This is a genomic window from Actinoplanes sp. NPDC048796, assembly GCF_040650035.1.
In the GTDB taxonomy this organism is placed as follows: domain Bacteria; phylum Actinomycetota; class Actinomycetes; order Mycobacteriales; family Micromonosporaceae; genus Actinoplanes.
This window is the reverse complement of record NZ_JBEZGO010000016.1, coordinates 111,700-135,521: the sequence shown is the minus strand read 5'-3', so window position 1 is coordinate 135,521 and position 23,822 is coordinate 111,700. Positions and strand designations below refer to the sequence as shown.

Annotated in this window: 20 protein-coding genes and 1 rRNA gene; 19 read left to right on the top strand and 2 right to left on the bottom strand. The window is 72.5% G+C overall.

All coding sequences use genetic code 11. The annotated features are described in order from the left end of the window. The 4 genes from rrf to AB0C26_RS39735 all read left to right on the top strand — a co-directional run. Positions 1–88: ribosomal RNA gene (rrf, locus tag AB0C26_RS39750) — 5S ribosomal RNA — on the top strand; the annotation flags it as partial. Between the two features lie 1,882 nt (positions 89–1,970). Beyond that, positions 1,971–2,990 (top strand): Replicase polyprotein 1ab, encoded by a 1,020-nt coding sequence (locus AB0C26_RS39745; RefSeq protein ID WP_360258561.1) that lies wholly within the window; start codon positions 1,971–1,973, stop codon positions 2,988–2,990. Then, a complete protein-coding gene (locus tag AB0C26_RS39740) occupies positions 2,987–3,979 on the top strand; it encodes an HAD-IIA family hydrolase (RefSeq protein ID WP_360258546.1) in 993 nt (330 codons plus the stop codon). Before AB0C26_RS39745 ends, AB0C26_RS39740 begins: the two co-directional genes overlap by 4 nt. A 101-nt stretch (positions 3,980–4,080) precedes the next feature. Continuing rightward, positions 4,081–4,785, top strand: coding sequence for a flavin reductase family protein (locus AB0C26_RS39735; RefSeq protein ID WP_360258543.1), 705 nt, complete (start codon positions 4,081–4,083; stop codon positions 4,783–4,785). Here AB0C26_RS39735 and AB0C26_RS39730 read toward each other — a convergent pair. Further along, the gene (locus AB0C26_RS39730; protein WP_360258540.1) at positions 4,739–5,074 is read right to left on the bottom strand and encodes an alkyl sulfatase C-terminal domain-containing protein; all 336 of its coding nucleotides are present in this window, start codon (positions 5,072–5,074) and stop codon (positions 4,739–4,741) included. The two genes, AB0C26_RS39735 and AB0C26_RS39730, sit on opposite strands and share 47 nt — an antisense overlap. A 109-nt stretch (positions 5,075–5,183) precedes the next feature. Between AB0C26_RS39730 and AB0C26_RS39725 the strand changes: the two genes are divergently transcribed. The 15 genes from AB0C26_RS39725 (at position 5,184) to AB0C26_RS39655 (ending at position 22,634) form a co-directional block, all read left to right on the top strand. Continuing rightward, positions 5,184–6,125, top strand: a complete 942-nt coding sequence (locus AB0C26_RS39725; protein ID WP_360258536.1) for a hypothetical protein — start codon at positions 5,184–5,186, stop codon at positions 6,123–6,125. 4 nt (positions 6,126–6,129) lie between these two features. Further along, entirely contained in the window at positions 6,130–6,417 is a 288-nt protein-coding gene (locus AB0C26_RS39720; RefSeq protein ID WP_360258534.1) for a hypothetical protein, read from the top strand. A gap of 7 nt (positions 6,418–6,424) precedes the next feature. After that, positions 6,425–7,339 carry a TlyA family RNA methyltransferase gene (locus tag AB0C26_RS39715; protein WP_360258532.1) on the top strand — a complete coding sequence of 305 codons (915 nt, stop codon included), beginning with the start codon at positions 6,425–6,427 and terminating at the stop codon, positions 7,337–7,339. Continuing rightward, positions 7,336–8,223, top strand: coding sequence for an NAD kinase (locus AB0C26_RS39710; protein WP_360258530.1), 888 nt, complete (start codon positions 7,336–7,338; stop codon positions 8,221–8,223). The genes AB0C26_RS39715 and AB0C26_RS39710 overlap by 4 nt, the downstream gene beginning before the upstream one ends. Positions 8,224–8,266: 43 nt before the next feature. Next, entirely contained in the window at positions 8,267–10,015 is a 1,749-nt protein-coding gene (recN, locus tag AB0C26_RS39705; RefSeq protein ID WP_360258527.1) for a DNA repair protein RecN, read from the top strand. Positions 10,016–10,103: 88 nt separating this feature from the next. Further along, entirely contained in the window at positions 10,104–11,282 is a 1,179-nt protein-coding gene (gene steA, locus AB0C26_RS39700) for a putative cytokinetic ring protein SteA (protein WP_360258525.1), read from the top strand. Between the two features lie 9 nt (positions 11,283–11,291). Next, the gene (locus AB0C26_RS39695; RefSeq protein WP_360258522.1) at positions 11,292–12,227 is read left to right on the top strand and encodes a copper transporter; all 936 of its coding nucleotides are present in this window, start codon (positions 11,292–11,294) and stop codon (positions 12,225–12,227) included. A 25-nt stretch (positions 12,228–12,252) separates the two neighbouring features. After that, the gene (locus tag AB0C26_RS39690) at positions 12,253–13,092 is read left to right on the top strand and encodes a hypothetical protein (protein ID WP_360258520.1); all 840 of its coding nucleotides are present in this window, start codon (positions 12,253–12,255) and stop codon (positions 13,090–13,092) included. Further along, positions 13,089–14,672 (top strand): lipid II flippase MurJ, encoded by a 1,584-nt coding sequence (locus AB0C26_RS39685; RefSeq protein ID WP_360258517.1) that lies wholly within the window; start codon positions 13,089–13,091, stop codon positions 14,670–14,672. Before AB0C26_RS39690 ends, AB0C26_RS39685 begins: the two co-directional genes overlap by 4 nt. A gap of 146 nt (positions 14,673–14,818) precedes the next feature. Continuing rightward, a complete protein-coding gene (locus AB0C26_RS39680; protein WP_360258558.1) occupies positions 14,819–15,937 on the top strand; it encodes a glycosyltransferase family 4 protein in 1,119 nt (372 codons plus the stop codon). 116 nt (positions 15,938–16,053) lie between these two features. Continuing rightward, on the top strand, positions 16,054–18,180 hold the full coding sequence (locus AB0C26_RS39675; RefSeq protein WP_360258515.1) for a hypothetical protein: 2,127 nt from the start codon (positions 16,054–16,056) through the stop codon (positions 18,178–18,180). Positions 18,181–18,307: 127 nt separating this feature from the next. Beyond that, complete coding sequence (locus tag AB0C26_RS39670; RefSeq protein WP_360258512.1) at positions 18,308–19,987, top strand: CTP synthase; 1,680 nt, start codon at positions 18,308–18,310, stop codon at positions 19,985–19,987. Then, entirely contained in the window at positions 19,984–20,568 is a 585-nt protein-coding gene (locus AB0C26_RS39665; protein ID WP_360258509.1) for an NUDIX hydrolase, read from the top strand. Before AB0C26_RS39670 ends, AB0C26_RS39665 begins: the two co-directional genes overlap by 4 nt. Positions 20,569–20,847: 279 nt before the next feature. Continuing rightward, complete coding sequence (locus AB0C26_RS39660; protein WP_360258507.1) at positions 20,848–21,492, top strand: hypothetical protein; 645 nt, start codon at positions 20,848–20,850, stop codon at positions 21,490–21,492. Then, on the top strand, positions 21,489–22,634 hold the full coding sequence (locus tag AB0C26_RS39655) for a PrsW family intramembrane metalloprotease (RefSeq protein ID WP_360258505.1): 1,146 nt from the start codon (positions 21,489–21,491) through the stop codon (positions 22,632–22,634). Before AB0C26_RS39660 ends, AB0C26_RS39655 begins: the two co-directional genes overlap by 4 nt. Here AB0C26_RS39655 and mraY read toward each other — a convergent pair. After that, entirely contained in the window at positions 22,624–23,730 is a 1,107-nt protein-coding gene (gene mraY, locus AB0C26_RS39650) for a phospho-N-acetylmuramoyl-pentapeptide-transferase (RefSeq protein ID WP_360258503.1), read from the bottom strand. The two genes, AB0C26_RS39655 and mraY, sit on opposite strands and share 11 nt — an antisense overlap. Positions 23,731–23,822 lie beyond the last annotated feature (92 nt).

Genomic DNA, 23,822 nt, shown 5'->3' with positions numbered 1-23,822 from the left:
CGGTCTCATTCCGAACCCGGAAGCTAAGCCCTCCAGCGCCGATGGTACTGCACTCGGGAGGGTGTGGGAGAGTAGGACGCCGCCGGACTCAACGTAACCAGCCGAGGGCCGCTCCGAGACGGAGTCGGCCCTCGGCTGCTTTTGTGTGCCCGTCCCCGAGTAACTTTGAGTTTTGAGGCTTGCCCGCCATACCGAGGGCCCGCCGTACCGGAAGGATTTGATCCGTGACTACAGGACCCCAGGACGGCGGCTCCGGCCCCCGCGACGACGACCGCCGGGCCGGCCGCGGCGGTGACCGCGACCGCGGTGGCTTCCGGGGCGACCGGAACGATCGCGGAGACAGAGGCGACCGGGGCGGCGACCGCGGCGGCTTCCGCGGTGGCGACCGTGACCGAGGCGGCTACCAGGGCGGTGGCGACCGTGGTGGTTACCGCGGCGGCTCCTCCGGCGGTGACCGTCCCCAGGGCGGCGGCTTCCGCGGTGGTGACCGTGACCGTGGTGGCTACCAGGGTGGCGGCGACCGCGGCGGCTTCCGTGGCGGCGACCGTGACCGTGGTGGTTACCAGGGTGGCGGCGACCGCGGCGGCTTCCGTGGCGGCGACCGTGATCGCGGCGGCTACCAGGGTGGCGGCGATCGGGGTGGCTTCCGTGGGGGTGACCGTCCGCAGGGCGGGGGCTTCCGTGGGGGTGACCGTCCGCAGGGCGGCGGCTTCCGCGGTGGTGACCGTGACCGTGGTGGTTACCAGGGTGGCAGCGATCGCCGTGGTGTTTCCGGCGGCGACCGGGGTGGCTTCCGCAGCGACCGGCCCCAGGGCGACCGACCTCAGGGCGGCGGGTTCCGTAGCGACCGGGGCGACCGTCCCTCGTACCAGGACCGTGGTGGCGACCGGGGTGGCTTCCGTGGGGGTGACCGTCCGCAGGGCGGCGGCTTCCGCGGTGGCGACCGTGACCGGGGTGGTTACCAGGGTGGCGGCGACCGCGGCGGGTTCCGGGGCGGTGACCGTCCGCAGGGCGGCGGCTTCCGGGGTGACCGTGAGCGCCCGTCGTACCAGGACCGGGGCGACCGTCCGCAGGGCGGCGGCTTCCGGGGTGACCGTGAGCGCCCGTCGTACCAGGACCGCGGCGACCGGCCCCAGGGTGGCGGCTTCCGCGGCGGCGAGCGGGGTGACCGTCCCTCGTACCAGGACCGTGGTGGCGACCGGGGTGGCTTCCGTGGGGGTGACCGTCCGCAGGGCGGCGGCTTCCGCGGTGGCGACCGTGACCGTGGTGGTTACCAGGGTGGCGGCGACCGGGGTGGCTTCCGTGGCGGTGACCGTGACCGTGGTGGTTACCAGGGTGGCGGCGACCGGGGTGGCTTCCGTGGCGGTGACCGTGACCGTGGTGGCTACCAGGGTGGCGGTGACCGTGGTGGCTATCAGGGTGGCGGCGACCGTGGTGGTTACCAGGGTGGCGGCGACCGGGGTGGCTTCCGTGGGGGCGACCGCCCGCAGGGTGGCGGCTTCCGGGGGGACCGCGACAGCGGTGCGCCGCGCAGTGGCTACCAGGGTGACCGTGGCGGGTTCCGCGGCGGTGACCGAGACCGGCCCTCTTACCAGGACCGGGGCGGCTACCAGAACCGCGACGACCGTGGTGGGTTCCGTGGCGGCGACCGTGACCGGGGCGACCGGCCCGGCAACCGTGACGGTGGCTTCCGGGGTGACCGGCCGTACGGCGACCGGCCCCAGCGCGACCGGGGCGACCGTCCGCAGGGCGGCGGCTTCCGGGGCGACCGCGACCGGCCCTCGTACCAGGACCGCGGTGACCGGGGCGGCTTCCGGGGTGGCGACCGTGACCGCGGTGGCTTCCAGAACCGGGACGACCGCGGGCCGGCCCGTGACGAGCAGGGCGGCGACGAGCAGACCTTCAAGGCGCCCGAGATCCCTGCGGAGATCCAGGCCAGTGACCTCGACCAGGAGGTGCGGGCCGAGCTCGTGTCGCTGGCCCGGGAAGCGGCCGACACGGTCTCGCGGCACCTCGTAGCGGCCGGCCAGATCATCGACGAGGACTCCGAGCTGGCGCTTCAGCACGCGATCGCGGCCCGGCGCCTGGCGTCGCGGATCGCCGTCGTGCGTGAGGCGGTGGGCCTGGCCGCGTACGCCGCTGGTGACTGGACCACGGCCATCGCCGAGCTGCGGACGTACCACCGAATGACCGGTCGTCAGACGCACCTGGCCGAGCTGGCCGACTGTGAGCGGGCGCTGGGCCGTCCCGAGCGGGCCATCGACCTGTTCCGGGGCGCCGACGTCGAGAAGATGGACAAGTCCGGTGCCATCGAGCTGCTGATCGTGGCGGCCGGGGCCCGGGGCGACCTGGGCCAGCACGACGCGGCGGTCGCGATGCTCCAGGTGCGCGAGCTCACCGCGGACGACGACGCCGACTGGGCGGCCCGCCTGCGCTACGCGTACGCCGACGCCCTGCTGGCCGCCGGCCGGCGCGACGAGGCTCGCGAGTGGTTCGCCCGCGCCTCGGCCGTCGACGAGGACCAGCTCACCGATGCGGCCGAGCGCCTGCTCGAGCTCGACGGCGTCACCATCGAGGGCGACGACGTGGAGGACGAGGACGCCGAGGCGCCCGCCGACTCCGCCACCGCCCGCGACGAGGAGGACGCGCGCGACTCCTCGGACGGCGACGACGAGTTCGACGAGGACGACGAGGACCAGGACGACGAGGACCAGGACGACGAGGACCAGGACGACGAGGACCAGGGCGACGACCTCGACGCCAAGGCCGATGACTACGACGACTCCGACGCCGCCGATGAGGACGACGACGAAGACGACGAAGACGACGAGGACGAGGACGAGGAGCCGGTTGCTGTCGCCGAGACGGACGTCAACACCGACCCGGTCGAGAAGAAGCAGGGCGACGCCAAGACCGGTGACGTTCCCGCTGTGAGCTTCTCGGCTGTCGAGGACGAGCCCACGACCGAGGGCAAGAAGCCCCAGGAGTGAGCGAGTCCCTCGTAGCCGGCTACGACCTGGTCGTCTTCGACCTGGACGGCGTCGTCTACCTGACCGACGAGCCGATCGCAGGCGCTCCCGAGGCCATCGGGCGCCTGCGGTCGTCGGGCACCGCCGTGGCGTACGCGACCAACAACGCCTCTCGCCGTGCCCCCGACGTAGCCGCCGCCCTGCGCGGCATGGGTGTTCCCGCCGAGCCGTCCGAGGTTCTCACCTCGGCCGGCGCGGCGGCGTCCCTGCTGGCCGAGAAGCTTCCGGCCGGCGCGCCCGTCCTCGTGGTCGGCGCCGACGCTCTCCGCGCCGAGGTCAGCGACGCCGGCCTCACCCTGGTCGGCACCGCGGAGGACAAGCCCGCCGCGGTGGTCCAGGGCTACGGGCCCGAGGTGGGCTGGCGGATCCTGGCCGAGGCGGCCTTGGCCGTACGGGCCGGAGCCCTCTGGGTGGCCACCAACACCGACCGCACACTGCCCAGCCCCCGGGGCCCGCTCCCGGGCAACGGCTCGCTGGTGGCGGTCCTGCGTACCGCCCTCGACCGCGACCCCGACCTGGTCGTGGGCAAGCCCGAGCCGGCCCTGTTCACCACCGCCGCCTCGCTCTCCCACGCTAAGCGTCCCCTGGCGGTGGGCGACCGCCTCGACACCGACATCCAGGGCGCCGTGACCGCGGGCATGGACAGCCTGCTGGTCCTCACCGGCGTCAGCACCCCCGCCGACCTCCTGGCGGCCACGCCCGACCGCCGTCCCACGTACGTGGGGGCCGACCTGTCCGCCCTGTTCGAACCCGGCCCGCCGATCGGGGCCGCTGAGGTCGACGGCTGGACGCTGACCCGTGACGGCGACAGCGCGACCCTGGCCGGCTCCGGGGAGCCGCTGGCCGCCCTGCGCCTGCTGTGCTCGGTGACCTGGAACGGCGTACCCACGGCGTCTCTGCGCCCGGCCTCGGACGCCGCGCGCGACCTGTTCAAGACCTGGACTTTGTAGAGCCCACCCGGAATCCGTGCGGGCCACGCCGCGGTCGTGGGCCTTCGGGTGGTGGCGCGAAGTCTGAAAGCCGCCAGCTTCGGGCGCCGCCGCGGGCGAGCATGGAGTCTCGATCGACGGGGGAGGCTCTTGTGCATGTCGTGCCTGGACTGAAAGTTCTCTATTTCGGTACGCCGGTGGTGTTGCTCAGCACTGTCAATCCGGACGGCAGCGCCAATCTGGCGCCCATGTCGTCGGCGTGGTGGCTGGGGCAGACGGCGGTGCTCGGGATGGGGGATCGCAGTCAGACCGCGGCCAATCTGTGGCGGGAGCGCGAATGTGTGCTCAACCTGCCGTCGTCGGCGATGGTGTCGGCGGTGGACCGGATCGCCATGACGACCGGGCGGGCCGATGTGCCCAGCGGGAAGCGGGCGCAGGGCTACCGGTACGTGGCCGACAAGTTCGCGCTCGGTGGGCTGAACCGGCAGCCCTCCGAGGTGGTGGCGCCGCCCCGGGTGGCGGAGTGCCCGATCCAGCTGGAGTGCCGGGTGACGGGCACCCATCCGCTCACCGAGCCGGGGCTGCGGGCCACGGCCTATCAGGTCGAGGTGGTGCGGGTCCACGTCGACGAAGATCTGATCATTGAGGGTACGGCGTACGTGGACCCGCTCCGGTGGGATCCGCTGATCATGAAGTTCACCGAGTTCTTCGGTGGTGGCGTCAACGTGCACCCGTCCCGCCTCGCCGCGGGCTGGGGAATGCCTCCTGTGGAGGAGGCGGTCAGAGGAGCTTACGCAGCTTCAACAGGTCGAACGGGTTCGCCTTGACCTGGATCTGACGGGAGGCGATCGCGCGGGTGACGTCGAGCCGGCCGTGCAGCAGGGCCAGCAGGTTGTCGCTGTCGGCGGTCAGGGCGATCTTCGCCTTCGGGTCGTCGCCGTCGGTGATGTCGACCAGGCGGCCGCCGGTGAGGCGCGCGTGGAAGGCCGTTCCCAGGTCGGGGACGCGGCAGGCCAGCGTACGGTCGAAGTCGAGTTTGCCCTGGGTTTCGGCGTTACGGTCGAGCTTCGCCGCCAGGGCGTGCAAAGCGTCTCGGCACTCGTCCACGGTGGCCATCGGGAACCCTTTCTCGCGACACCAGGTCCGGGTACCGGACCGTACCTCACGAAGTCTCCCCGACCTCCCGGTAGCGTTGCACCCGACGAGCCGCGAGAGGAGCGGAAAAATGCCGGACGCATGGCGGGCGTATCTGGACCTTGCCCTCGGTTTGACCGAGGCGCCCCGCAAGCGCGCCCAGAGGGTGGCGGGCGAGTTGGTCAGCAAGGGCGGGGCCACGGCCGCGCAGCTGCAGGGGCTGGTGGACGATCTGCTGTCGGCCGGCGTGGCCAACCGCGAGGCGCTGACCAACCTGGTGCGCTACGAGGTTGAGCGGGCGCTCAATGTGGTGGGTCTCGCCACGGCCGAGGAGGTCACCGAGCTCAAGACGCGGTTGCGCGATCTCGAGGACCAGCTGCGGCAGGCCGAGGACAGCGGCGTCGGTGGCGGCGCGACGGGCGGGACGCGGCTCGAGGAGCCGGCGCCACTGCCCCGTAAGGCGGCCAAGAAGGCGGCCGTGCCGAACGCGATGCCGTCGGCGGGTACGACGCCGGCCGCGCCGCTCGCGAACACCTCGCGGGTCGCGGGGGCGCCGGCCAAGAAGGCGGTCGCGGAAAAGGCTGTGGCGGAGAAGGCTGTGGCGAAGAAGGCCGTGGCGAAGAAGGCCGTGGCGAAGAAGGTTGCGGCCGAGGACACGGTCACGGCCGGAGCCGCGCCGATCCCGCCCGCGAAGAAGGTCGCCAAGAAGGCGGTGGCCAAGAAGACCCCGGCGTCGGAGACGGCCACGGGCGGGGCCGTTCCGGTCGGGCCGGCCAAGAGGGCCGCCATCGGGGAGCCCACGCCGCCGGGCGACGCCATCAAGGCCGTCAAGAAGGCCGCCGAGAAGAAGGCCGCCAAGAGCGCGCCGAGCGCGCCTGTGAAAAAGGCGGCCAAAAAGGCAGTGGCTCCGGCGGGAACCGCCGAGGCGCCCACGGCGGGGGTGCGCGAGGCGGCCGCGGAGACGATTCTGCCGCCGCTGACCGCGCCGGAGACGCCGGCGCCGGTGGAGAACAAGCCCGGCCCGGAGGCATGAGCCGATGACGTTTCCGTTCAAGCCGGGGCCGCCGCAGGGCGGGTTCCGGCCGACCCCACCGCCGCCGCAGGGCGGGTTCCGGCCGGCCCCAGCGCCGCCGGCCCCGGCGCAGCACACTGAGGCGTTCGCCGAGGCCAGTGGGCAGATCGTGGAGGAGACCGGGCATCCGGCCGTCGACGCCGTGCTGAAGGCGCTGGAGAACGCGAGCCGGCTCGCGCCGGCCGAGCAGATCGCCGAGTACGAGGCTGCCCACCAGGTCTTCCAGGAGACGCTGGCGAGCATCGACCGGTGAGGCTCTGATGGCCAAGAGAGCCCGGCTCGACGCCGAGCTGGTGCGCCGCAAGCTGGCCCGCTCCCGTGAGCAGGCCGCCCAGCTGGTCGAGGCCGGCCGGGTCCAGGTGCGGGGGACCGTGGCCCGCAAGGTGGCCGCCATGGTCGACCCGGCCGATCCCGTGCTGGTCACGGGGGAGGACCCGGCTACCGAGTACGTGTCGCGCGGCGGCCACAAGCTGGCCGGCGCGCTCGAGGCGTTCGGCCGTGACGGCCTGACCGTGCAAGGGCGGCGGTGTCTCGACGCCGGCGCGTCCACCGGCGGCTTCACCGACGTGCTGCTGCGGGCGGGCGCCGCCCGGGTCGTCGCCGTCGACGTCGGGTACGGGCAGCTGGCGTGGCCGATCCGCAACGACGAGCGGGTCGACGTCCACGAGCGCACCAACGTCCGTACCCTCACGCCCGAAGTCATCGGCGGGCCGGTCGATCTCACCGTCGCCGATCTGTCCTTCATCTCGCTGCGGCTCGTGCTGCCGGCGCTGGCCGCGTGCACGAAGGACGACGGCGATCTCGCGCTGATGGTCAAACCGCAGTTCGAGGTCGGCAAGGACCGGGTGGGCGCCGGTGGGGTCGTACGGGAATGGCCGCTGCGGGCCGAAGCCGTCCTCGATGTCGCCGCCGCCGCCGCGGAGCTGGGTCTCGGCACCAGGGGCGTGACCGCGAGCCCGCTGCCGGGCCCGAGCGGGAACGTCGAGTTCTTCGTGTGGTTCCGCCGGGACGCGCCGGAAGCCGATCGTGCGGAGATCGAAAGAGTGGTCGCCGCGGGGCCGAAGATCGGGGTAGCTTCGCACGCGCCGGAGCACCCGGCGGAGCACGCCCCGGAGCACCCGGCGAAGCACTCGCTGGAGCCTGAGCCGGCGGCCGCCCTTTTGGAGGACACATGACGCGCTCGGCTCTGCTGGTCACCCACACCGGCCGGCGGCAGAGCACGCAGCACGCCCGGTCCGTGGCCCGCGACCTGCTCGCGGCCGGTTTCGAGGTGCGCGTGATCGCCGAGGAGGTGGCCGATCTCGATCTGCCGCCCGAGGTGACGGCGGTGAGCGGCCCGCAGGCGGCCGACGGTGTGGAGATCGTGCTGGCGCTCGGCGGCGACGGCACCTTCCTGCGCGCGGCCGAGCTGGCCCGCCCGCTCAAGGCGCCGCTGCTCGGCATCAACCTCGGCAAGGTCGGGTTCCTGGCCGAGGCCGAGATCGAGCACATCGACCAGGCCGTCAAGGATGTCGTCGACGGCTCGTACAAGGTGGACGAGCGGCTGACCCTCGAGGTGCGGGCCGAGTACGACGGCCGGCTGATCGCCGAGTCGTGGGCGCTGAACGAGGTGAGCGTCGAGAAGGGGCAGCGGGCGCAGATGCTCGAGCTGATGGTCGACGTGGACGGCCGGCCGCTGGCCCGCTACGGCTGCGACGGTGTGGTGTGCGCCACGCCGACCGGTTCGACGGCGTACGCGTTCTCCGGCGGCGGACCGGTCGTGTGGCCCGAGGTCGAGGCGCTGCTGCTGGTGCCGATCAGCGCGCACGCCCTGTTCAGCAAGCCGCTGGTCACCGCGCCGACGTCGACGTTCGCGCTGACCGTCGACCCGTACACGTCGTTCGCCGTGCTCTGCTGCGACGGGCGCCGCACGTGGGACCTGCCGCCGGGTGCCAAAGTCACCGTCGAGCGCGGTCAGTTGCCCGTACGGCTGGTCCGCCTGGCTCCCAGGCCTTTCACCGACACTCTGGTCGCCAAGTTCGCCCTCCCGGTTGAGGGCTGGCGGGGCAATCGAAGGTGACCGCAGTGGGCGATTGTCGGTGGGGACCGATACTGTCTGCCGTGTGCTGGAGGAACTGCGGATCACCGGGCTCGGTGTCATCGATGACACGACCCTGCGGCTGACGGCGGGCATGAACGTCATCACCGGTGAGACCGGTGCCGGTAAGACGATGGTGGTGACCGGCCTCGGCCTGCTGTTCGGCGGCCGGGCCGACGCGGGCCGCGTGCGGTCCGACCCGGGCCGGGCCGTCGTCGAGGGCCGGCTGCGGCTGGGCGGCAAGCTCGGCGACGAGGTGCGTACCCGGATCACCGACGCCGGGGCCGAGGTCGACGAGGACGGCTCGGTGCTGCTGAGCCGGACGGTGACCATCGAGGGCCGTTCCCGGGCCCACGTCGGCGGCCGCAGCATGCCGGTGGCGATGCTGACCGACATCGGCGAGCGGGTCCTGGCCGTGCACGGCCAGTCCGACCAGCTGCGCCTGCTGCGCCCGGCCGAGCAGCGGGGCGCGCTCGACCGGTTCGCCGGCCCGGAGCACGAGAAACTTCTGGAGACCTACCGCGAGGCGTACGGCCGGTGGCGCGCCGTCGTCGACGACCTGGCCGACCGGCGGCGCAACGCGCGTGACCGGGCCCAGGAGGCCGATCTGCTCAAGCTCGGCCTCGACGAGATCAGCCGGGTCGACCCGCAGCCGGGTGAGGACGAGGAGCTGCGGGCCGAGGTCCAGCGCCTCGAGCACGCCGAGGGCCTGCGGGTGGCGGCCACCATCGCGGCCCAGGCGCTGGCCGGTGGCGTCGAGGTGAGCGACGAGACCCCGGACGCCACTCAGCTTCTGGGTACGGCGCGGCGCACCCTCGAGGCGCAGACCGAGCTCGACGCCTCGCTGGGTGAGCTGGCCGGCCGCATCGAGGAGGCCGCCACCCTGGTCGGCGACGTCGCCTCCGAGCTGTCGACCTATCTGGGCACGCTCGACGCCGACCCCGCCCGCCTGGAGCAGATCTACGAGCGGCGGGCCGCGCTGCGCAGCCTGACCCGCAAGTACGCGGACGACGTCGAGGGTGTCATCGCGTGGGCCGACAACGCCCGTACGCGCCTGGCGCAGCTCGACAACTCCGACGAGTTGCTGGAGGAGCTCGACAAGGAGCGCCAGCGGCTCGCGACCCAGGTCGGCGAGCTGGCCGAGCGGCTCACCGCGGCCCGGCTCGAGGCCTCCGGCCGGTTCTCCGAGGCGGTCAGCGTCGAGCTGGCCGGCCTCGCCATGCCGCACGCCCGGGTCGAGGTGGCCGTGCTGCCGCGCAGCGCCGGCAAGGACGAGCCGAGCGTCGGCGACCTCGCGGTCGGCCCGGACGGGGCCGACGAGATCGAGCTGCGGCTGCTGGCCCATCCGGGCGCCCCGTCACTGCCGCTGCAGAAGGGCGCCTCCGGTGGTGAGCTGTCCCGGGTGATGCTGGCGATAGAGGTCGTCTTCGCCGGTGCCGGCGGTCCCGAGACGCTGGTCTTCGACGAGGTCGACTCCGGCGTCGGCGGCACGGCGGCGGTCGAGATCGGCCGGCGGCTGGCGCGGCTCGCCCGTACCCATCAGGTGCTGGTGGTGACCCACCTGCCGCAGGTGGCGGCGTTCGCCGACCGCCATCTGGTGGTCGCCAAGGACACCGGCGGGGCGATCACGACCAGCGGCGTGCGGATCGTCGAGGAGACCGAGCGGGCCCGTGAGCTGGCCCGCATGCTGGCCGGCCTGCCCGACTCCGACCTGGGCATCGCGCATGCGGAAGAGCTGCTGTCGGTGGCCGGTCGCGAGAAGTCGGGAAGGTGACGACGAGCGGGGCGTTATGCCCCTTTTGTGGGTGAGATCGCGCATGTCGCGTGCGAGGCGCGTGATCCGGCGTGTCAGGATGGCCGTGATGCGACTTCCCACCCTGCGCCGCACCCGGAGCACCGATCCCGAGGCGATCACCGGCACCGCCCGGCTCGACCGGCGGACCAAGCGCCTGACCGGCCGGCTCCGCCCGGGCGAGATCGCCGTGATCGACCACGTCGACATCGACCGGGTGGCCGCCGACGCGCTTGTCGCCGTCGGCGTCAAAGTGGTGCTCAACGCGAAGCCGTCGATCTCCGGCCGCTACCCGAACCTGGGCCCCGAGGTCCTGATCAAGAACGGCGTGCTGCTCGTCGACGACCTCGGTGAGGACGTCTTCGAGCGGCTGCACGAGGGCGACCAGATCGTCATCGACGGCGACACCGTGCTGCTCGACGGCGAGGCCGTGGCCACCGGCGTCCGGCAGGACGCCGAGACCGTGGCCCGCTCGATGGCCGACGCCCGCGAGGGACTGTCCGTGCAGCTCGAGGCGTTCGCCGCGAACACCATGGACTATCTCAAGCAGGAGCGCGACCTGCTGCTCGACGGTGTCGGCGTGCCGGACGTGCAGACCCGCATCGCCGGGCGGCACGTGCTGATCGTCGTGCGCGGCTACGACTACAAGGACGACCTGGACGTCCTGCGCCCGTACATCCACGAGTACAAGCCGGTGCTCATCGGGGTGGACGGCGGCGCGGACGCGCTGGTCGAGTCGGGATACACCCCCGACATGATCATCGGCGACATGGACTCGGTCACCGACGACGTGCTGCGCTGCGGCGCCGAGGTGGTCGTGCACGCGTACCCGGACGGGCGTGCCCCGGGCCTGGAGCGGGTGCACAAGCTCGACGTGCCCGCGCTGACCTTCCCGGCCGCGGCCACCAGTGAAGACCTGGCGATGCTGCTCGCCGACGACAAGGGCGCCACCCTGATCGTCGCCGTCGGCACCCACGCCAACCTGGTCGAGTTCCTCGACAAGGGCCGCGGCGGCATGGCCTCGACGTTCCTCACCCGGCTCAAGGTCGGCGGCAAGCTGGTCGACGCCAAGGGCGTGAGCCGGCTCTACCGGCAGGGCATCTCCGGCTCGGCGCTGCTGCTTCTCGTGCTGTCGGCGCTGGCGGCGATGGCGTCCGCCGTCGCCGTGTCGACGGTCGGCAAGGCGTACCTCACCGTGGTTTCCGAGTGGTGGGACAATCTGGTCTTCCAGCTCGGTCACCTCTTCTAGGGACTTTCAGTGATCAACTTCCGGTACCACGTGGTGTCGCTCACCGCGGTCTTCCTGGCGCTGGCCATCGGCCTGGTCGTGGGCACCGCCGCGCTCAACGGGCCGGTCGCCGAGAACCTGAAGAGCCAGATCACCGCGCTGAACAAGGACAACAGCAACAAGCGCGACCAGATCAACCAGTACCGCGACGAGCTCAACCGCAGCCAGGAGTTCGCCACCGAGATCGCGCCGACCCTGCTCAACGGCAAGCTCACCGGGCGCAAGCTGGCCGTGGTGGCGCTGCCCGGCACGGCCGACTACGCCGACGACGTGGCCGCGATGCTGAAGGTCGCCGGCGCCACGATCACCGCGACGGTCACCGTGCAGGACAAGTTCTTCGACCCCGCGATCGAGGTGGAACTGCTCGACCTGGCCAGCCAGTCGTCGCAGCCGACCATCCAGACCGAGGACCTGCCGCAGAACAGCGACGGCGTCGAGACGGCCAGCGCGCAACTCGCGCTCGCGCTGCAGCAGCACACCGGCGTCACCCAGGCCGCCCCCGGCGACGTGACGGCCGTGCTGACCGCGTACTCCGAGCAGGGCTACATCAAGGTCGAGGACAAGGCGGCCGGCGGGGCCGAGGGCGTCGTGATGGTCTCGGGCGAGCCGCCGGCCGACAAGGACGCGGCCAAGCGGAACAAGTCGGCGCTGACCATGGCCGACCAGTTCCAGGCGCGCCGCCCGCTGGTCGTGGCCGGTGGCGGCGTCGGCGACGGCAACCTGGTCTCCGAGGTCCGCGGCGACCCGACCCTGGTCCAGAAGATCTCCACGGTGGACAACGCGAGCACCACCGACGGCCAGGTCGCCACCGGCATGGCCACCACCGAACGCCTGGTCCAGGGCAAGGTCGGCCAGTACGGGCTGGCCGCCGGCGCCTCGTCGCTGGTGCCGAAGGCCGCGTCCTAGCGCCCGGCCCCTAGACTTCTCACCCATGGCCTCTGGAGTTCTCCGGTCGTTCGGCGTCGGCGCGTCCGTCGCCCGCGCCGCCCTCGCCTGGATCCGCCGCGACCCGAACGCCTCCGCCCTGGAACGCACCAACTTCCACGGGCGCACGGTCACCCTGGCCGGCGGCCCGGCGCTCGCCCTCGGCGCGACCACGGCCGCGGCGCTGGGCGCCCGCGACGGCCGCACGGCCGCGGCGGTGGTGGCGGCCGGCGCGGTGTCGGGCGCGGTCGGCCTCTACGACGACGTGGTCGGCAACCGCCCCGAGCAAAAGGTGTTCAAGGGCTTCGCCGGTCACCTCGGCGCGCTGCGCGAGGGCCAGGTCACCAGCGGGCTGGTGAAGATCGCCGGGGTCGGCGCGGGCGCGTTCGTGGCCAGCGCGCTGATCGGCAGCAACCGCCGCACCCGGATGGGGCGCGCGACCGACGTGCTGCTCGGGGCCGGGGTCATCGCCGGCACGGCCAACCTGATCAACCTGCTCGACCTGCGCCCGGGCCGGGCGATCAAGGCGTCGGCCGTGATCGGGGCGCCGCTGGCGCTCGGCCGGGGCGGCGGCGTCGCGGCGGGCACGCTGGGCGCGGCCTCCGGCCTGGTCGCCGACGACCTGGCCGAGGAGATCATGCTGGGCGACTCCGGGGCGAACGCCCTGGGCGCGCTGCTCGGCGTGGCGCTGATCGCCCGCACCGGCCCGGCCGGGCGCACGGCCGCGCTGGCCGCGCTGGCGTCGCTGACCGCGGCCAGCGAGAAGGTCAGCTTCACCCAGGTCATCCAGGACACCCCGTGGCTGCGCTACTTGGACGAGCTGGGCCGTCGCCCGCCGCAAGCGTGAAAGCCGCGCCGGCTGCGGCGAAGATCGCCGGGGCCGCGGCGCTCATCACCATCCTCACGGTGGTGGCGCGGATCGCCGGTTTCGGCCGCACCTTCGTCTTCCTGCACACGGTCGGCCACGGCGGCCTGGGCGACGTCTACAACGCCGCCAACACCATCCCGAACATCGTCTTCGAGCTGGTCGCCGGCGGCGCGCTGGCCAGTCTGGTCGTGCCGCTGCTGGCCGGCCACGTCGCGGCCGGTGACCGGCAGCGGGTCAGCGCCGTCGCGTCGGCCCTGCTCACCTGGGTGCTCGTGCTGCTGGTGCCGCTGGCCGTGCTGGTCGCCCTAGTGGCCGGCCCGATCGCCGGGCTGCTGCCGAACGTCGCGCCCGAGCATCAGCAGACGGTGGCGAGCATGCTGCGGGTCTTCGCACCGCAACTTCCGCTGTACGGGATCGGCATCGTGCTCACCGGCGTGCTCCAGGCCCACCACCGGTTCGCCTGGCCGGCCATCGCGCCCCTGCTGTCCAGCGTGACGGTGATGGGCGCCTACCTCACGTACGCGCTGGTCGACGGGGCAGAGACGGACTTCGCGGGCCTGACCCGCACCGGCGAGCTGACCCTGTCGGCCGGCACCACCGCCGGCGTGGTCGTGCTCGCCTTCTGCCTGCTCGTCCCGCTGCGCAGGCTACGCCTGAGGCTGCGGCCGGCGTTGCGCTTCCCGGCCGGGGAGGGCCGCCAGGCGGTCCGGCTGGGCTGGGCCGGCGCTGTCACGGTCGGCTCCCAGCAGGTCCTGACGCTCGTGGTGATCGTGCTCGTGGCCGGTCGCGGGCTCACGCTCTACAACGCGGCCCAGACGGTCTTCCTTCTGCCGTGGGCGGTACTGGCGGTGCCGGTCGCGACCGCGGTCTACCCGTCGCTGGCCGCGGCGGCCTCGGCCGGGGACGAGGAGACCTATCGGCGTTCGCTGTCCGGAGCGGCCCGCTCGGTGATGTTGCTGGCCGGGCTGGGCACGGCCGCGTTGATCGCTTTAGCCGGGCCGATCGCGTATCTGACCGGAGCTACCTCGGCATCTTCCGGAATTGTCGGATTCGCGCCGGGGCTGCTGGGATATGCGCTGTTCGCGCTGCTGTCGCGGGCGCTTTATGCCCGTGGGGCGACGGTGGCGGCTGCCTGGTCGACGGCCGCGGGATGGCTGATCGCGGCGGTCGGCGCGCTGGCGTTGAGCGGCCTCGCTGAATCCCGGCTGGTGTTGGGTCTGGGTCTGGCGAACGCCGCCGGCATGACGGTGATCGGACTACTTCTAGTGCTTGCCGTACGCCGTCAGGCGGGCCCGGAAGCGCTCGCCGGTTTGCCGAGGTCGGTCGTGGTGGCGGTCGGCGCCGGGGGACTGGCGGCCCTCGCCGGGTGGGGCGTGGTGGTCGGTATCGGACACCTTTTCGGCACGACCCCGACCGTCGCCGGCAGCGTCGTCCAAGGCATGCTGGGTGGGCTCGTCGTGCTCGGGGTCTTCCTCGCGGTCGCCTACCCGGCGGCCCGGCACGACTTGGCGTCCCTGGCGGCCCCGCTCACCCGCCGCCTGCGCCGCCGCCGGAAATGAGGCGGCCCGGTGCAACGGCGGAGACGGCCGGGTTGTCTAAGAAGGCAAAGGCCGACGCGGCGCCGCTCGGGTAGGGCGGGACGGCCGGGGTGAGGGTCGCGGTTGCGGCAGCTCGTGCGGCTGCCGGGTGATGGGTCGTGGTTGAGGTGAGGGAGGAGCGGGCCGTGGGGTGGCGCGGATCGGTGGCACTGGTGCTCGCGTCGAGCACCGGCGGCGTCGGGCAGCACGTCGGGTCGCTGGCCCGGGGGCTGATCGCCGCCGGGTGCGAGGTGATGGTGTGCGGGCCGGCCGCTACCGACGAGCTGTTCGGCTTCGCCGCCGCCGGGGCGACGTTCGTGCCGGTGGAGATTCCGGCCAACCCGGGCGCGCAGGACGCCGGCACCGTGCGCAAGCTGCGCGGGGTGCTCAGCAGCCGGCCGATCGACGTCGTGCACGCGCACGGGTTGCGCGCTGCTTTCGTGGCCGCCGTCGCGCGTACCGGAAAGCCTCTCGTCGTCACGCTGCACAACTCCGTCATGGTCCGCACAGGCCTGCGCGGTCAGGCCGCCGCCCTGGTCGAGCGGGTCGTCGCCCGCAGCGCCACGCTGACCCTGGGCGCCTCCGAGGACCTGGTCGAGCGGGCCACCCAGCTCGGCGCCCGCAACGCGCGCCTCGGCGCCGTCGCCGCGCCCACGCTCACCCCGCCGCGCCGCACCCGGGCCGCGGTGCGGGCCGAGTTCCGGCTGCGCCCCGAAACCCCACTGATCGTCTCGGTCGGCCGGCTCCACCCGCAGAAACGCTACGACCTGCTCGTCGAGGCGTCCGCCCGGTGGAAGAGCCTCGACCCGGCCCCGGTGGTCGTGGTCGCCGGTTCCGGCCCCAGCTACATGTCGCTGGCCCAGCTCGCCTCCCAGCGGCACGCCCCGTTCCACCTGCTCGGCCGCCGCTCCGACGTGCCCGACCTGCTGCTCGGCGCCGACCTGGCCGTGGTCACCAGCGACTGGGAGGCCCGGCAGCTGTTCGCGCAGGAAGCCCTCGAGGCCGGCGTGCCCCTGATCACCACCGCCGTCGGCGGCCTGCCCGGCCTGGTCGGCGACGCGGCGGTCCTCATCCCGCCGGGCGACGTCGACGCACTCGACACCGCCGTCCGCGACATGCTGGCCGACCCCGAGAAACGCGCCGACTACGCCGCGCGCGGCCCGCGCCGGGCCGCCACGTGGCCGGCCGAGAGCGACACCGTGGCCGACGTCCTTTCCGCCTACGCCGAAGTGACGGCCCGCGAGTGACACGGCGGGGGGTGCCGGGCTCGATGGCGTTGTGGCGGCCGGCGTTTCTTGACCGGCTGCGCCGCGTCGCGCCGGCTTCGGGGTCGCCTCGGCGCGGCTGGGTTCCTTATCTGCTCGTGGTTCTCATCGCCGCGGCCAGTCTCGTCGGGCTGGCTATCCGGCCCTCGACGACCGCTACGCCCGGCAGTGCCGACTACGTGATCGTGGCGGGGGCGGCCGGGCTGCGGTGGGACGATCTCGATCCGCAGCGCACGCCCGCGCTCTGGCAGGAAGCCACCCGGGGTTCCGTCGGGTGGCTGTCGGTGCGCTCCGCCATGAAAGTGACCTGCCCGTCCGACGGGTGGCTCACCCTCGGCGCCGGCAACTACGCGGCCTGGCCGCGGCGCGCCGGCAGCAGCCGGTGTGAGCCCGCCGCGCCCGCGCTGACCCAGCCCGACGGCATCGGGGCCAACGTCACCGATCAGCGGACCGTGGTGCAGAACAACCAGGACCGGCTGCCGTACGGCGCTACGCCCGGTGCCCTCGCCGAGTCGGTGCGCTGCACCGTCGCGGTCGGGCCGGGGGCGGCGATCGCGGCCGCCCGGCCGTTCGGGCGCGTCGACAAATATCAGCCCGAGCTGCCCGCGGATCCCACGAAGTTGTTGTCGGACTGTGTGCTCTCCTTCGTCGACCTGGGAACCGTCAGTGGTTCCGGGGCCGCCCGGCAGGCTCAGGTGAAGGCCGCCGACGCGTTGCTGTCCCGGGTTGTCGCGGCCCGGCCCGAGCGGTCACTTCTTCTTGTCGCCGGCGTCTCCGACACCGAGCGGTCGAACCGGTTGCATGTGGCGATCGCCGAGGGCGAGGGGTGGAACGGCGGGTGGCTCACCTCGGCCGGTACCGGCCGGGACGGCTACCTTCAGCTGATCGACCTGGCGCCGACGATCCTGTCCGCGCTGGGGCGGCCGGCGCCGGAGAAGCTGTTCGCCGGGCGGACCGCCACCGTGGTCGAGGGCCGGCCGGCTGATATCACCGACGCGATGCTCGGGGCGCACAACGCCGACCTTCGGGCCAAGGCGCAGAACGCCGTGGCCGGCATCTTCTTCACCGTGCTGGCCGGGCTTCAGGTGCTGCTCTTCCTGCTCATGGTGCCGATTCTGGTCCGGGCCCGGCGGCACGCCGGGCCGCGCGGGCCGGCTCTGCCGCCGAAGCGGCTGGTCGCGGTGGCCGAGCTGGTGCTGATCGCGGCCGCGCTGGCCATTCCGGCCGCGCTGCTGGCCGACGCGACGCCGTGGTGGCGCAACTCGCACCCGGCGTGGGTCTTCGGCATCGTGACCGGCGTCTTCATTCTCATCGGCACCGCCGTGCTCAGGGCCTCCCCGCGGTACAACCGGACGCTGTGGCCACTGGGCGCGACGGCCGCCGTCGGGGCCGTGGTGGTCGGGCTCGATCTGCTCACCGGCGCGCGGCTCCAGCTCAACGGTGTCGCCGGCTATTCGGCGACGCAGGGTGGGCGGTACGCGGGGGTCGGCGTGGTCGGTCTCGGCGTCTTCGTGGCCGGGCTGCTGGTGGCCGCGGGCTGCCTCGGGCAGTGGCTCAGCAAGCCGTGGCGGCCCGTCGTGGTGGTGCTGCTGGGCGGCATCGGGGTGGTCATGGTCGGCAGCCCCTACCTGGGCGCCGACCCGGTCGGGGCGGTGGCGGTGACCGCCGGGGTGTGCGTGGCCGCGGCGATCAGCACCGGGGGCTGGCTGACGGTTTCCCGCTTCGCGTGGGCCGGGGTGGCCGGCGCCGCCGTCACCATCTGTTTCGCCCTGGTCGACGTGCACCGGCCGGCGGCCGACCAGGGCAGTCTGGGGCGGCTGCTCTCCGAACTGGCCAACGGCACCGGCGGGCCGGCCATGCAGCGGGCCGCCGCCGCCAACGGCCAGACCCTGCTGAACAGCCCGTTGACGATCCTGGCCGTGGCCGGGGTGCTGATGCTGGCCTTCTGCCAGTTCTCGCCGTGGGGTGGGCTCAACCGGGTCTTCGGGCTCCACCCGGCGCTGCGCGCGGCCGGGGCCGGAGTGACAGTGGCGACATTGGCCGCGGGCGTGCTCAGCGGCTCGGCCCTCACCGTGGCGGGGGCGGCGGCGGCCGCTGTCGTGCCCACGGTGGTGCTTACCGTACTGCGCGTGTTGCTGCACGCGGCGGACCGTACCCGGCCGGAGGGGGAGACCGACGGGCCCGGCGGCCCGCTGTTGCGCGATGATCGCGCTCTGTCAGGTTGACACGCGTCACGAGCAGCCCGAACGTACGTCGTCGTTCTCAGGTGTTACGGTGGACTCCCGTGGATGGGGCCGCTTTTAGCACCCCGGTCTGCACGTCGGTACAACAGACGACCACGGGAGCAAGGCCTTGGCCTCAACAGTGCGCGACACGCGGCACATCTTCGTCACCGGGGGCGTCGCCTCCTCGCTGGGCAAGGGCCTCACCGCCTCCAGCCTCGGCAACCTTCTGACCGCGCGCGGACTGCGGGTCGTCATGCAGAAGCTCGACCCCTACCTCAACGTCGACCCTGGAACGATGAACCCGTTCCAGCACGGCGAGGTCTTCGTGACCGAGGACGGGGCCGAGACCGACCTGGACGTCGGCCACTACGAGCGGTTCCTCGACCGGTCGCTGTCCGGCAAGGCGAACGTCACGACCGGTCAGGTCTACTCGGCGGTCATCGCCCGCGAGCGCCGCGGTGAATACCTCGGCGACACCGTCCAGGTGATCCCGCACATCACCAACGAGATCAAGTCGCGGATCTTCGCGATGGCCGACGAGGACGAGACGGGCCGCAAGCCCGACGTCGTCATCACCGAGGTCGGCGGCACGGTCGGCGACATGGAGTCACTGCCGTTCCTCGAGGCGATCCGCCAGGTGCGCCACGAGGTCGGCCGCGACCACGTCTTCTACCTGCACGTCTCGCTGGTGCCGTACCTGGCGCCGTCGGGCGAGCTGAAGACCAAGCCGACCCAGCACTCGGTGGCCGCGCTGCGCAACATCGGTATCCAGCCGGACGCGCTGATCTGCCGCAGCGACCGGGAGATCCCCGAGAAGCTCAAGCACAAGCTGGCGCTCTACTGCGACGTCGACCGTGAGGCCGTCATCGCCTGCCCGGACGCGCCGAGCATCTACGACATCCCCAAGGTGCTGCACGAGGAGGGCCTCGACGCGTACGTCGTACGCCGCCTGGGTCTGTCCTTCCGCGACGTGAACTGGTCGACGTGGCACGACCTGCTCGAGCGGGTGCACCACCCCAAGCGCACGATCACCATCGCGCTCGTCGGCAAGTACGTCGACCTGCCCGACGCGTACCTCTCGGTCAGTGAGGCCATCCGCGCCGCCGGCTTCGGCAACAACGTCAAGGTCCAGCTGCGCTGGGTGCCCAGCGACGACTGCGAGACCACGGCCGGCGCGGCGGCCGCCCTCAAGGGCGTCGACGGCATCGTGATCCCCGGCGGCTTCGGCGTCCGCGGCATCGAGGGCAAGGTCAACACTTCGCGGTACGCCCGGGAGAACCAGATCCCGATCCTCGGCCTCTGCCTCGGCCTGCAGTGCATGACCATCGACGCCGCGCGGCACCTGGCCGGGCTCACCGGGGCCAACTCGCTCGAGTTCGACGAGCAGGCGCCGTACCCGGTCATCTCCACCATGGCCGACCAGGAGGACATCGTCGCCGGCAAGGGCGACCTGGGCGGCACCATGCGCCTGGGCGCGTACCCGGCCACGCTGCGCGAGGGCTCGGTCGTGGCCGGCGTGTACGGCGCCACCGAGATCTCCGAGCGCCACCGCCACCGCTACGAGGTCAACAACGACTACCGGGCGAAGCTGTCGGCGGCCGGTCTGGTCTTCTCGGGCACCTCGCCGGACGGGCGGCTCGTCGAGTTCATCGAGCTCGACCGCGAGACCCACCCGTACTTCGTGGCGACCCAGGCCCACCCGGAGCTCAAGAGCCGCCCGACCCGCCCTCACCCGCTCTTCGACGGACTGGTCAAGGCCGCCATCGAGTACGCCGCGGCCGACGAGCTCCCGGTGGACGCGTCGTGACGGCCTTCGTGCACGAGACCGTCTCGAGCACCTCCCGCTACAAAGGCCCGATCTTCGAGGTCTTCAGCGAAAAGGTCACCATGTCCGGTGGCGGCACGGCCCAGCGGGACGTGGTCCGCAACAAGGGCGCGGTCGGGATCGTGGCCCTCGACGAGGTCGAGCGGGTCGTGCTGATCCGGCAGTACCGGCACGCGGTCGGCCAGCGCCTGTGGGAGCTGCCGGCCGGCCTGCGCGACGTCGAGGGTGAGGACCTCACGGCGACCGCCGCCCGGGAACTGGCCGAGGAGGCGGACGTCAACGCCGCCCGCTGGGACGTGCTGATCGACATGTTCAACTCGCCCGGTTTCAGCGACGAGACGATCCGCATCTTCCTGGCGCGCGATCTCAGCGAGGTTCCGGACGACAAGCGGTATTCCCGTACGGACGAGGAGGCCGACCTGGAGATCACCCGGGTCGACCTCGACGAGGCCGTGGCCATGATCTTCCGCGGCGAGATCACCAACGCGGCCGCCGTGGGTGGCCTCCTCGCGGCCGCGCGGGCCCGCGACGAGGGCTGGGCCACGCTGCGCCCGGCCGTCTGACATCCCTCCGGCCCGGCGGTCGCCGCCGGGCCGGACGGATGCAACACCGGCGGCGGCTCGGCCGAGTACTGGCTCTTCTTCCTCGGCGAGGGAGAAAGGTATCCCAACCTGGACAGTGGCGGCATGTACCACCGCTTCTCCAGCTTCAAGGTGATCAACGGCTGACGTCCACGCGTCACGAGCGGCCCGGCGGGAAACCGCCGGGCCGCTGGTCGTATCGTGCGTGACCGCTGACTCAGAGCAGTGGCGAGCGCCGTCCGAGGCGGTAGCGTGCCGATCATGACGGGGCTTCACGCGGAAGAGCGCTGGCGCGCGAACTGGGTGCCGGTCGACCGGCGCCGGCTCGGGATGGACAGGCGCACCCTGGTGCCGGCCGGACTGGTCGTGCTGCTGTTCGTGGTCGCCGTGTGGATCGTGCCGGCGATCAACGACCGGGTGTCGGTCGACGACCCGATCGAGGCCGGCGACGTCATCCAGGTCGGCCCGGACGTGCGGTTCGTTCCGGTGGCCGGCGCCAACCTGCTGACCGGCGTCCGGCAGGGCAGGCCCGGTCCGGCCGGCTACCCGGGAACGGCCGCGGTGTCGTACGGCGGAGTGACCTTCGAGGTCGTCGCCGACACCTACCGGGGCACGCCGGCGCAACTGCTGGCCCAGATCAAGAAGACGAACGAGGGTCTGCGGGTCCCCGACGACGCCGGCTTCCACGTCACCGGCGACCCGGTGACCGTCACCAACGGCCGCGGCGACCAGGGCGCCGCGGCCGACTTCGAGGGCACCAACGGCACCGGCCTGGTCGCGGCCTTCGTGTTCGGCGAGACCGGCGTCGAGGTCGAGATCGTCGGCCCGCGCGAGGTCCCGGACAGCGTGGCCCGGCAAGTCGCGGGCATGTTGCAGACGGTCGAGCCGATCGGGAGCGGATCATGACGATCGCCACGCGGGAGGCCGCGATCGCGCGGACCGGCTGGGGCAACCCGTTCCACTTCTGGCAGCCGCGCAACGCCTGCTTCTGGGTGTACGTGCTCGGCGTCGGCTACGGCGTCTGGGTCCTGGCCGGCACGATCAATCAGGGCATTCGGCTGTACGCGCCGGCCCTCACCGCCAGCGCGGTCGTCTTCGCGGTCTACGCGGTGTTGTTCTGGTGGTTCACCGAGCGCATCGACCGCTATTCGAAGCAGCCGCTCGCCCTGGTGGTGGCGGCGTTCGTCTGGGGTGGCTTCGCGGCCACCTGGGCCATCGCGCTCGCCGGCAACAGCGCGCTGCTCGACCTGTACGGCAAGCTCTTCGGCCAGAGCTTCCAGCAGGCGTTCGGGGCCGGGCTGACCGCGCCGATCTTCGAAGAGCTCGGCAAGGCGTCCGGCGTACTCCTGCTCCTGTTCCTCGCCCCGCGCGTCGTCCGTACCGCCTATGACGGCTTCATCGTCGGCGCTTTCTGTGGCCTCGGCTTCGAGATTCTCGAGGACATCTCGTACGGGCTGAACTCCGCCTCCGCCGAGTTCGGCTCCGACCAGCTCGGCACCAGCCTGCACACGGTGGGCCTGCGGCTGCTGACCGGCTTCTCGTCGCACATCCTGTACTCGGCGATCGCCGGCGCCGGCGTCGTCTACCTCGCCGGAACGCCGGCTCAGCCCCGCCGTCTCGGCCGGGGCCTCGGCCTGATCCTGACCGCGATGCTGCTGCACGGCCTGTGGGACGCCAACGTGGGCCTGGCCGACGGCAACGGCACCCTGGTCCTGCTCTTCATCATCGTCGAGATCCTGGCCGGCTTCGCCATCGTGATCGCCGTCTTCCACCTGACCGTCCGCCCCGAACGCGAGGCGATGCGGGCGGTGATGGCCCCCGAGGCGGACAGCGGCGTGATCACCCCGGAGGAACTGGACGCCCTGTCGGGCGGCTGGCGCCAGCGCTACCACTACCGCAAGGGGGGCCACGGCCGGGCGGCCAGGCGGGCCCGCCACCACCGGCTCGAGGCCGCCCACGACCTGGCCGACCAGCTGGCCGCCTCCGGGGGCCGGGAAAGCCCCCGGGTCGACTTCGCCCGCTCCGAACTGGAGCGGCTCACCCCATGACGGCCAGGAAGTCCGAATAGAACACGCCCAGGCCGACCGCCACACAGATCGCCGCCACGATCCAGAACCGGACCACGATGTTGACCTCGCTCCACCCGGCCAGCTCGAAGTGGTGGTGCAGCGGCACCATCCGGAACACGCGCCGGCCGGTGGTCCGGTAGGACACGATCTGGATCACCCAGGTGACCGTGATGAGGACGAAGAGCCCGCCGATCAGGATCGAGAGCAGCGTCGTACGGGTGGCCACCGCGAGCCCGCCGATCAGGCCGCCCAGGCCGAGCGAGCCCACGTCACCCATGAAGATCCGGGCCGGGGAGGTGTTCCACCACAGGAAGCCCACGCAGGCGGCGGCCGCGGCGGCCGCGATCATGGCGATCTCCAGCGGATCGCGAACCTGGTAGCAGTACTCGTTGGCCCGGGCGTAGTCGGTGTCACCGCACCAGTGCCGGTACTGCCAGTAGCCGATCAGCGCGTACGCGCCGAGCACCAGGATCGAGGCGCCGGTGGCCAGGCCGTCCAGGCCGTCGGTGAGGTTCACGCCGTTCGACATCGCCGTGATGACGAAGACGAACGCCATCACCGAGCCGACCTTGCCGACGTCGAGCCAGCTGATGTCGCGGATGAACGAGATGTGCTCGCTGGCCACGGTCTGGCCGTTCGTGCTGGCGTAGTAGAGCGCGACCGCACCGAACCCGGCGCCGACGATGGCCTGGCCGAGCAGCTTGCCCTTGGCCGACAGGCCGTCGGAGTTGCGGCGGCGCACCTTGAGGAAGTCGTCCAGGAAACCGACCACGCCGCAGAACACGAACAGTCCGAGCAGGACCAGGGCGGTCATGGTCGGCCCCTCCTGCGCGATCTGCCGCTCCGGGAGGGTGGTCAGCGCGAAGTGGCCGGCCACGTAGGCGAAGACGGTGGCCACGATGAACACGACACCGCCCATCGCAGGCGTGCCCTTCTTGCCGGCGTTGCTGGCCAGCCCGAGGTTGGCGCGGATCGGCTGGCCGGCCTTGAGCGCGGTGAACACGCGGATCGCGACGGGGGTGCCGAACAGCGAGATGAGAAAGGCGACAGCGGCCGCCACGATGACCGCCCTCACGAGCGCCCCCGGGCCGGTCGTGCGGACAGGTCCGTCCGGAGATCATCGATCACGGAACACGAGCTTGCCACAGCCCCTCAAGCCCCGCGTCA